9 protein-coding genes are annotated in these 8,560 nt (G+C 70.0%); 6 read left to right on the forward strand and 3 right to left on the reverse strand.

All coding sequences use genetic code 11. The annotated features are described in order from the left end of the window. Together WBL05_RS02075 and WBL05_RS02080 are read right to left on the reverse strand one after the other, a co-directional pair. The coding region (locus tag WBL05_RS02075; RefSeq protein WP_424223410.1) for an NAD(P)H-binding protein at positions 1 to 958 on the reverse strand (958 nt) is incomplete at its 3' end. 1 nt (position 959) lies between these two features. Beyond that, a complete protein-coding gene (locus WBL05_RS02080) occupies positions 960 to 1,775 on the reverse strand; it encodes a CPBP family intramembrane glutamic endopeptidase (protein WP_424223411.1) in 816 nt (271 codons plus the stop codon). Positions 1,776 to 1,948: 173 nt separating this feature from the next. On the opposite strand from WBL05_RS02080, the gene WBL05_RS02085 reads away from it, so the two are divergent. The 5 genes from WBL05_RS02085 to WBL05_RS02105 all read left to right on the forward strand — a co-directional run bounded on the left by WBL05_RS02085 (position 1,949) and on the right by WBL05_RS02105 (position 6,681). Then, a complete protein-coding gene (locus WBL05_RS02085) occupies positions 1,949 to 2,977 on the forward strand; it encodes an aliphatic sulfonate ABC transporter substrate-binding protein (RefSeq protein ID WP_424223412.1) in 1,029 nt (342 codons plus the stop codon). Further along, a complete protein-coding gene (locus tag WBL05_RS02090; protein WP_424223413.1) occupies positions 2,977 to 3,774 on the forward strand; it encodes an ABC transporter permease in 798 nt (265 codons plus the stop codon). Before WBL05_RS02085 ends, WBL05_RS02090 begins: the two co-directional genes overlap by 1 nt. Further along, the gene (locus WBL05_RS02095; RefSeq protein WP_424223414.1) at positions 3,771 to 4,535 is read left to right on the forward strand and encodes an ABC transporter ATP-binding protein; all 765 of its coding nucleotides are present in this window, start codon (positions 3,771 to 3,773) and stop codon (positions 4,533 to 4,535) included. Before WBL05_RS02090 ends, WBL05_RS02095 begins: the two co-directional genes overlap by 4 nt. A gap of 133 nt (positions 4,536 to 4,668) precedes the next feature. Further along, entirely contained in the window at positions 4,669 to 6,120 is a 1,452-nt protein-coding gene (locus WBL05_RS02100; RefSeq protein ID WP_424223415.1) for a polysaccharide biosynthesis tyrosine autokinase, read from the forward strand. Next, on the forward strand, positions 6,121 to 6,681 hold the full coding sequence (locus WBL05_RS02105; RefSeq protein ID WP_424223416.1) for a hypothetical protein: 561 nt from the start codon (positions 6,121 to 6,123) through the stop codon (positions 6,679 to 6,681). Positions 6,682 to 6,690: 9 nt separating this feature from the next. Here the strand turns inward: WBL05_RS02105 and WBL05_RS02110 are convergent, their stop codons facing one another. After that, on the reverse strand, positions 6,691 to 7,530 hold the full coding sequence (locus tag WBL05_RS02110) for an SGNH/GDSL hydrolase family protein (protein ID WP_424223417.1): 840 nt from the start codon (positions 7,528 to 7,530) through the stop codon (positions 6,691 to 6,693). A 125-nt stretch (positions 7,531 to 7,655) separates the two neighbouring features. Between WBL05_RS02110 and WBL05_RS02115 the strand changes: the two genes are divergently transcribed. Then, positions 7,656 to 8,441, forward strand: coding sequence for a glycosyltransferase family 2 protein (locus WBL05_RS02115; RefSeq protein ID WP_424223418.1), 786 nt, complete (start codon positions 7,656 to 7,658; stop codon positions 8,439 to 8,441). Positions 8,442 to 8,560 lie beyond the last annotated feature (119 nt).

An 8,560-nucleotide genomic window follows, 5' to 3' on the forward strand; every position in this document is an offset into this window, starting at 1 on the left:
CCTGGACGGCCACCCGCGCGAGGCTGCGCTGCCAGCGCCGGGGGTCGACTTCGTCGAGGGCCCGCAGCACCGCCTCATCGAAGCTGGTGGTTCCGCCCGGCGGTTCGGGTAGCCACTTGTCCAGGTCGTCATCGCCCCGGACGGCCTCGTGGATAAGGCTGCCGACCAGGGGCTTCGCCACGCTGGAGGGCACCGGGGTCACCAACCCGACCCAGTGCGACGCCAGCCGCGGGGTCAGCACCGGGACGGTGATGATCGGCCGCTTCGGCAGTCCCGCGACACGGGCGTATCGCTGGATCATCTCGGCGTACTGCAGCACCTCATCCATGCCGATGTCGAAGCTGCGGCTGACCTCGGGAGGCAGTTCGGCGGCAGCGACCAGGTAGTGCACCGCGTCGGCGATGTCGATCGGCTGGATGCGGTTGCGCAGCCACTTGGGGCCGATCATCGCCGGCAGCCGCTCGGTCAGGTGCCGCAGCATCTCGAAGGACGCCGACCCGGCACCCAGCACCACCCCGGCCTGCAACACCGCGGTCGGCACGCCGGTTCCCAGCAGGATCTCACCGGTCTCGACCCGGGAGGCCATGTGCTCGGACAACTCCACTCCACCAGGGTGCAGGCCGCTCAGGTAGACGATCCGCCGCAGTGTGGGACTGGTGGCGGCGATGTCGGCGAACGTCTGCACGATCTGCCGGTCACGGGAGCTGTAGTCGGAGTGCCCGGCCATCGAGTGCACCAGGTAGTAGGCGACGTCGACGCCGGCCAGGGCGTCCCGCACCGCGGCCGCGTCGCCGGCGTCCCCCTCGACAACGCTCACCTGGTCGCGCCAGGCGGGGTCGAGCCGGTCGCGGGAGCGGGTCAGCACCTTGACCTGCCAGCCCTTCGCGAGCAGGGCCGGCACCACCAGACTGCCGATCACGCCACTGGCACCGGTCACCAGCGCAGTTCGGTCATTCATCTCAGCCTCCGAAGTTGGGGAATTGCGGCAACAACAGCAACATGCCTAGCGACCAGGTCAGATGGGACGAGATCGGGCCTAGCACCCCGCCGGTGACGCGGCGTTGGGCGGCGGTCAGCAGCCCGAGGCAGACCGCGGCGAAGGTGAGCAGCGGCACCCCGGTGAACAGGGTGGACGCCGCGTACAGCACAGTGGAGCCGGGGATCGCCCAGCGCTCCGGGAAGGCCGCGTAGACCGCACCGCGGAAGAACAGTTCCTCGGCGATCCCGCTCACGATGGTGATCAGGGCGACCACCGGCAGGGACGCGTAGCGGGCGTGGTCGAGCAGTTCGGCGACCGGCCCGCGCAGCCACGGCACCTGGCCCACCATCAGTGCGCCGGCAAGGAAGATCGCCAGCAGCAGGGCGCCGAGGATGAACCCCTGCAGCACCCCCAGGCTGCTGCCGCCGGCCCGGGAGCGGGCCCTGCCCAGATCGAGGCTGCCGGACGCCAACGCCCCGACCGCCCACAGCACCGCGACCCCCGTGGTGGCCAGGTAGAACAGTGGATCACCTGGACGGGTGCCGACGCCCAGACCCAGCATCACCGCGCCCAGCACGATGGTCAGCCCGACGACCAGCCACCGGCGCCTCGCGCCGGAGCGTCGGCTGCCGGCCGGGTGGTGCGCCCGCACCAGCAGGGACGCCCGGAGGAACGCCCCGACCTCCCTGGCCAGGGCTCCCGGTGAATCGATCGGCCCGCGGGCATCAGGCCTGGCTCGGCGTGCGCCACCGGACGACCGGCCCGGTTGGGCGCCCTCCCGCTGCAGCCTGTCCACCTCGCCATTGCAGCATCCGCCCCTATCCCGGGCCAAGGGACTGCCCGCCACCAATTGGACTGTCCACCGGGTGGCCGGGCTCACGACCGTCGGGAGCGGGCCCGTATCCTGTAGGGCGGCTGGGGACCGTCCGCTGGACGCCCCGCCGCAAGCTGACCCAGGAGGACGCACCGATGAAGTCGACGAACGCCCCCACGCCCATCGCCCGCTGGCTGGGTGCCGCCATGGTCGCCATGGCCATGCTGCTCACCGCCTGCGGCGGCGGCTCGGCGTCCACCGGCAACGGGGGCTCCGGCACCCCGGACCCCGGGTCGCGCACCGACACCGTACGAATGGGTATCCAGCCGTGGATCGGTTACGGCCAGTGGCACGTCGCGGAGGAGCAGGGCATCACCGACAAGCACGGCCTGGACGTTCAGCTGACCGAGTTGGCCGACGACGCCGACCAGTCGGCCGCGTTCGCCTCGGGGCGCATCGACATGGACAACATCGCCAGCCACACCGCGCTGCTGCTGATGTCGCAGGGTCTGGACCTGCAGATCGTGGCCATCGAGGACTTCTCCACCACCGCCGACGCCATCCTGGCCCGGGGTGACATCACCTCCGCCGCCGACCTGAAGGGCAAGCGGGTCGCCTACGAGCAGGGCGCCACCTCCGACCTGCTGCTGCACGCGGCGCTGGCGTCCGCCGGACTGACCATCGATGACATCGAACCGGTGCCGATGGGCGCCTCCGAGGCGGGCACGGCGCTGATCGGGAACCGGGTCGATGTGGCCGTCACCTACGAGCCCTACATCACTGCCGCGCTGTCCTCCGACCAAACCGTGCAGCGAGTCTACGACGCCGCGCAGAACCCGGGCCTGATCAGCGACGTACTGGTCACCAGCGGCAAGTTCGCCGCCGAGCACCCGGATGTGGTGCGGCGCGCCGTCGCAGCCTGGAACGAGGCGGCCGACTGGTACCAGGCCAACCCCGAACAGGGCCGCGCCATCATCTCCCGGGCGGTCGGTGAGGATCCCGAGGCGCTGGACAGCGCGTTCGACGGCGTCCAGTACTACGGCACCGCGGCGAACCGGGCGGACTTCGCCGGTCGCTACACCACCGAGACCCTGCCGCTGGTGCACCAGGCCGCCAAGGAGGCGGGCCTGCTCGCCAGCGACGTTGACCTCAGCAAGGCGACTGACCCGCAGTACCTGGATTGATGGCCACGGCACACCGCCGCCGGATCGGGGCTCCGCTGAGCCGGCGGAGCTACCTGATCACCTCGGTCACCACGTTCGTCGCGCTGCTGGTGATCTGGACGCTGGTCACCGTGACCGGGTGGGTCTCGCCGGTCTTCCTGCCCTCACCGGTGGCGGTGCTCGGCGCCCTGGCCGAGCAACTCGGCAACGGCGAACTGGCCGCCGACACCGCCGCCAGCGTCTACCGGATCACCGTCGGCTTCCTGGCGGCCACCGTGATGGCGGTCCCGCTCGGCATCTGGATGGCCACCTCGAACCGGGTCGAGGCAGCCGTCGAACCGTTCGCCGACTTCGTGCGCTACATGCCGGTGGTGGCGTTCGTGCCGATGACGATCCTGTGGGTGGGCATCGGTGACCTGCAGAAGTTCGTGATCATCTGGCTGGGCACGTTCTTCCAGCAACTGCTGATGGTCACCGCCGACGTCGCTCGCGTCCCCCGGGCGCTGATCGACCTGGGCGAGACCCTCGGCATGTCGAACGGCAAGATCCTGCGCCGGATCGTGCTGCCGGCCGCCGCCCCGCGGATCTGGGACACGCTGCGCATCACGCTCGGTTGGGCGTGGACCTGGCTGGTGGTCGCCGAACTGGTGGCCGCTACGTCCGGCCTGGGTTACCGGATCACCCTGGCCCAGCGGTTCCTGGCCACCGACGTGATCATCGGCTACGTGTTGGTGCTGGGGGTGCTCGGTCTGGTCACCGACCAGTTGATGCGCTGGATCGGACGGCGGGTCTTCGCCTACGAACGGGTGCAGCGATGAGCGTCCATATCGAGGTCGACAACGTCACCAAGCGGTTCGACACGGTCACCGCGATCAGCGGACTGAGCCTCGAGGTGGCGCACAACGAGTTCGTCACGGTGGTCGGGGCGTCGGGGTGCGGTAAGACCACCCTGCTGTCGATCGTGGCCGGCCTGACCACCCCGTCCAGCGGCCGGGTGCGGGTGGACGGCCACCCGATCACCGGGCCGGGACGCGACCGCGGTGTGGTCTTCCAGCAGTTCACTTTGCTGCCGTGGCTCACCGCGCAGGGCAACGTGGAATTCGCGCTGGCCGACGAACCGATGAGCCCGGCCGAGCGCTCGGCCTGCGCCCGCGAACACCTGGAGCTGGTCGGCCTGCAGGGTTTCGAGGACGCCTATCCCGCGCAACTGTCCGGCGGCATGCAGCAGCGGGTGGCGATCGCCCGCTCGCTGAGCTACCGGCCAAAGATCCTGCTGATGGACGAACCGTTCGGTGCGCTGGACGCGCTGACCCGCCGCGACATGCAGCGGTTGCTGACCCGGATCTGGGAGAAGGCCCGGATGACGGTGCTGATGATCACCCACGACATCGAGGAGGCGCTGATCACCTCCGACCGGGTGGTGGTGGTGACGCCGCGGCCGGGCCGGATCGCCGGCATCATCGACGTCCCGCTGCCCAGGCCACGATCGATCGACATGATCGACGATCCCGAGTTCCGCAAGTTGCACCACCGGGTGCTGCACCTTGTACAACCGGGTCTGACCGACCAAAACCCCTAGTCATCTTCTCGCTGCCGGGCTCTGGTTGGGGTGTGGGCGGCGATCTTGTTGCCGTGCCCCGGACAAGCCGGGACCGCGCGCTGCGTTACCCTGTATCCAACCCCCTGAGACGCCACCCTGTGAGAGGTACTTGATGGAGCTTGCTGACTACCTGCAGATAATGCGCAAGCACTGGCGCAGCGTGACCGCCGTCACGTTGGGCACGCTGCTGCTGGCCGCGTTGTTCTCGCTGATCGCCCGACCCACCTACACCTCAAGCTCCACCATTTTCCTGTCGATCAAGAACGCCAGCACCGCCGGTGAGCTGAACGCCGGCTCCAGCTACGTCGAGAATCAGGCCCAGTCCTTCGCCAAGGTGGCGCGGACCCCGATCGTGCTGCAGCCGGTCATCGACGACCTCGGCCTGGACACCACCCCCGAGCAGCTGGCGACCAGCGTCACCGCATCGGTGCCCACCAACACCGCCACCATCGACCTCTCGGTTGTGCGCGGGGACGCCGTCGAGGCCACCGAGATCGCCGCCGCCGTCAGCGACCGGCTGATCGTGGTCGTCTCGCAGCTCTCGCCGCCCGGCCCGGACGGCGCCGAGCCGGTGGTGGCCACCGTGGTAAAGCCAGCCACCGTCCCGACTTCACCAACCTCGCCCAAGGTAGCTCAGAACCTGGCCCTGGGCGTCCTGCTCGGGTTACTGCTCGGCGCCGGCCAGGCGATCCTGCGGGACACCCTGAACACCCAGGTCCGGTCGGTCAAGGACATTGAACGGGTGACCGACCGGCCGGTGCTGGGTACCGTCGCGTTCGACCCGGATGCGTCGACTCATCCGTTGGTGTTGCAGGTGGATCCGCATTCGCCGCGCGCGGAGGCCTATCGCAGCCTGCGCACGAACCTGCAGTTCCTCGGGCTGGCCGACGGCAACCGGTCGATGGTCGTCACCTCATCCATCCCGGGTGAGGGCAAGACCACCAGCGCCATCAACATCGCCTCCACGCTGGCCACCGCAGGCGAGCGGGTCCTGCTGATCGACGCCGACCTGCGGCGTCCCAAGTTGGCCAACTACCTGAAACTGGAAGGCTCGGTCGGGCTGACCACCGTGCTGATCGGTGAGGCCCGCTTCGAAGAAGTGGTGCAGCCCTACGGCAACACCCGGCTGGACGTGCTGGCGGCCGGCCCGGTGCCGCCGAACCCGGCCGAACTGCTCGGTTTCGACGCCATGGCGCAGCTGGTCACCTGGGCCACGCAGCACTACGACCACGTCATAATCGACGCTCCCCCGCTGCTGCCGGTCACCGACGCTGCGGTGCTGTCGAAGATCGTCTCCGGCACCCTGATCATCGCCGGGGCGCGCAAGGTGCGGCGTGGCGAACTGGAGGCCGCGATCGACAGCCTCGACCGGGTCGAAGCCCGCGTCCTGGGCATCGTGCTCAACATGGTGCAGCAGGCCGACAGCGCCCGTTACGCCTACCGGTACAGCTACGAGCAGGCGTACCCGCCGAAGCAGCCGGCACCGGTCGGCGAGCCGTCGCTCACCACTCGCCTGGAAGGCCGCCGGACGCCGGCCCGGGCCCTCCGGCCGGCCCGCCAGTAGATGCCTGCGGCTGCGCAGTTCAGCATCCTCACCGTCTGCACCGGCAACATCTGCCGGTCCCCAGCGGTGGAGCGGCTGCTGAGGGCCGGGTTGCCGGCTTCGGTACAGGTCACCAGCGCTGGCACCGGCGCCGTGGTGGGTCACCCCATCGATGACCAGATGGCCCGGCTACTACGGGCGGCGGGCGTCCCCGATGCCGGCTTCGCTGCCCGCCAGCTTCGCCCCGACCAGGTCCGCTCGGCTGACCTGGTGCTGGCGCTGACCACCACCCACCGCGCGGCGGTGCTGCGGGAGGTGCCGGCAGCCCTGCGCCGGTCGTTCACCCTGCTGGAGTTCGCCAGGATCATCGAAGCGCCGCAGTTCCCACCGATCCCGGCCGGCGGGGTGCCCGAGCGGCTGCGATTCATGGTGGCCGAGGCGTCCCGGCACCGGATGCTGGGCGAGGTGGTCAGCTCCGACGACGTGCCCGACCCCTACCGGCTTGATGACGCCGTCTTCGAATCGACCTTCACGCTGATCCAGCGGGCAGTGGACGCCATCGTCCGGGCCGCACTGGGCTGACCGGGCGGGTCAGGCGGCGGGCGCCAGCGCGCTGGCCACGATGCTGGCGTACAGCCGGGAGCCGTCCAGCGTTGGGCTGCCGTCGGCCTCGAGCAGCGCGTCGCGCTGGCCCTGGTCGGCCGGGAACCCGTTGTAGACATCCACAGTGGGCAGCCCGTTGTGCTGGGCCCACTCGTCAACAGCGCGCACACTGGCCTCCTGGGCGGCCGCCACACTCCACGGACCCGGATTCTGCAGGATCACCACCACCGGAACCTCCGGGTCCTGGGTGCGGATGACGTCCAGAATGGCGGTCAGTTCGGCCCCCACGGTGGCCGGGTCGCGCCAGTGACCATAGCTGAGGAAGACCGCGCTCACCGGCTGCCAAGCCGCCTGCACCCGCGCGGGCTCCTGAGTCATCTCGGGGGCCAGGACGCTGGCATTCCACACGTCCAGGTCGGCGGGCCCCTGACCCATGGCCACCGGTTCGGACCACCGCAGGCCGTACCGGTCCCACAAGCGGTAGTTGACGCCCCGGTCGATGGCCAGGTAGTCCCGGGCCCAGACGGCCACCCACTCGTCGTCCTCGTTTCCGGTACCGTCGCCGACCACCATCACCGACGCGCCCGGCTCTCCCAGCCGGAGCCCGACCTCCTGCAACGGGGTCAGCGGTTCCGGCTCGGGCGTGGGCTCCGGTTCGGCCGGCCAGCTGGTGGCGTCCTGGGTATGCGGCGCCGGGGTTGCTGCCTGCGGCACCGGTGCGCGATACCTGGTCAGCGCAAGAACGGACACGATCAGGGTGACGACCCCCAGGACGACCAGCCCGACCAGTTGTAGACGCCTGAAATCCTTCGGCCACCTGAACTCCACACCGGGACTCTACCGAACCGGCTTTCCGCAGCGGGCTGCTGGTGCCGCTCGGGGTGCGGGAATGCGCCTGACTTGGTGGGTAATAGCCTTCACCTGTGGTCGAGCCATCTACCGGGAGGTTACCCTTGTCGCCACGTGCCACCAACCGCACCATCAGCGTGGTGATCCCCTGCTACAACGACGCCCAGCTGCTGCGGCGCTGCCTGGCGTCCTTCGCCGCCCAGATCGTCCCGGCCGACGAAGTGATCGTGGTCGACAACGGGTCGACCGACGACTCCGCTGCGGTCGCGTGGGCGGCCGGCGTCCGGGTCGTCCACGAACCCCGGCGCGGCATCACCTGGGCGACCCGGACCGGTTTCGACTCCGCCACCGGCGACGTGCTTCTGCGCACCGACGCCGACGTGGTCGCCCGGCCCGACTTCATCGCCCGACTGCACGCGGCCTGGGACGCCGCTGAGGCTTCCCAGGGTCGACGGGTCGTCGGGGTCAGCGGCAGCGGCCGCTTTGAGCTACCCCGGCCGCTCGGCTGGCTGGCCAGCGCGCTCTACCTGGGCGCCTATCGGCTCAGCGTGGGCGCGGCGTTGGGGCACCCGCCGTTCTTCGGCACCAATTACTCGGTGCGTGCCGACTGGTGGCGGCAGGTGCGCGATCGGGTCGACCTCACCGACACCTTCGTGCACGAGGACATCCAGCTGTCGTTCGCCGTCCGCCCGCACGAGACGGTGCGGTTCCAGCGCGACCTGGTGCTGCCGATGAACCCGCGGGCGCTGCGCGGCGCCCGGCAGTTGGTCGTGCGCTTCCAGCGCGGCTTCCACACCATCTTCAGTAACTGGCGCATCCAGCCGCCGCACCGCAGGCTGGCCGAGCGCGGCAGGCTCGGGCCACGCCTGCAGCGGATGCTGAACGCCTAGGAGACTGCTGAACAAGTGCGTGTCTGTGCCCGGGTGGTGGGGCCGGGTGCGGGAGCCTTGGTCGTGTGCAGGGGCGATCGCGGGATCAGCGGGATCTGTTCGATGCGGAGTCGATGGCC

This window comes from Brooklawnia sp. (assembly GCF_049651565.1).
GTDB lineage: Bacteria > Actinomycetota > Actinomycetes > Propionibacteriales > Propionibacteriaceae > Brooklawnia.